The 815-nt window shown below is 63.4% G+C and carries 1 protein-coding gene; it reads right to left on the bottom strand.

Annotated elements, in window-relative coordinates; all coding sequences use genetic code 11:
• Positions 1-137: 137 nt before the first annotated feature.
• A partial coding sequence (locus CSR02_RS15385) for an energy transducer TonB (protein ID WP_244177064.1) occupies positions 138-815 on the bottom strand: 678 nt, incomplete at its 5' end.

Below are 815 nucleotides of genomic sequence, written 5' to 3' on the forward strand. Positions count from 1 at the left end.
GCCGGTGCCGCAAGACCTGACACAAAAGAACGGGGCAGTCTGGTCATCTTCCTCTTAATCCTCATCATCAGGGCCCGATCCGGCATGTTCTGGCCGGTATGGGCCGGGCAATCCGTCATTGTGTTAACAAGCAGGTCTCAGTCATCCAGCTTGAAGCGGATGACATAGACCTTGTGCAGTTCCTTCACCGGCGTGCCATTGCGTGTGGCCGGGCGGTAGCGGGCCTTGTGCACATAATCCAGTGCGGCCTGGGCAAAGGCCTGCCCGCCAGAGACAGACTGCACCTGGCAGTTGCTGGTCATGCCCGTTGTCTCCACATCGCACGCCACGGTCACGCGGCCCTCAATATTGTCCTCCTCCATTTCTGGCGGATAAACCGGCTGCACGTGGTTGAGTGGCGCGGTGCCCGCCGTAGTGTCCGGGGCATCGGATGGCGGCGCGCTAGCTGCGGGTTCAGTCGCCACAGGAGGTGCCTTGGCCGTTTTGGTCTGAGGCGGCGACGGGTGTTTGGGCGGCGCCTTGGCCACGTGCTTAATAGGCGGCTTGGGTGGCGGGGGCACCTGGATCTTGGGCGGGGGAATGAACGGCGGCGGCGGCTCGGCCATAACCGGCGGTGGCGGCGGTGGTGGAGGTGGTGGCGGCGGCGGTTGAGGCGGCGGAAGCATCTCCGCCTTGATGGGGGGGTGCTCAACAGGAACGCTCGCCTTCGTCCCCATCCCATACATCAAGCCCCATACCCCAGCTCCATGCAAAAGCAAAACCGCTACAAGCGCGCCAGCTCCAACCGCTCCTCCAGCCCGCAATACATATCGGTC

The organism is Acetobacter pomorum (assembly GCF_002738225.1).
GTDB lineage: Bacteria > Pseudomonadota > Alphaproteobacteria > Acetobacterales > Acetobacteraceae > Acetobacter > Acetobacter pomorum.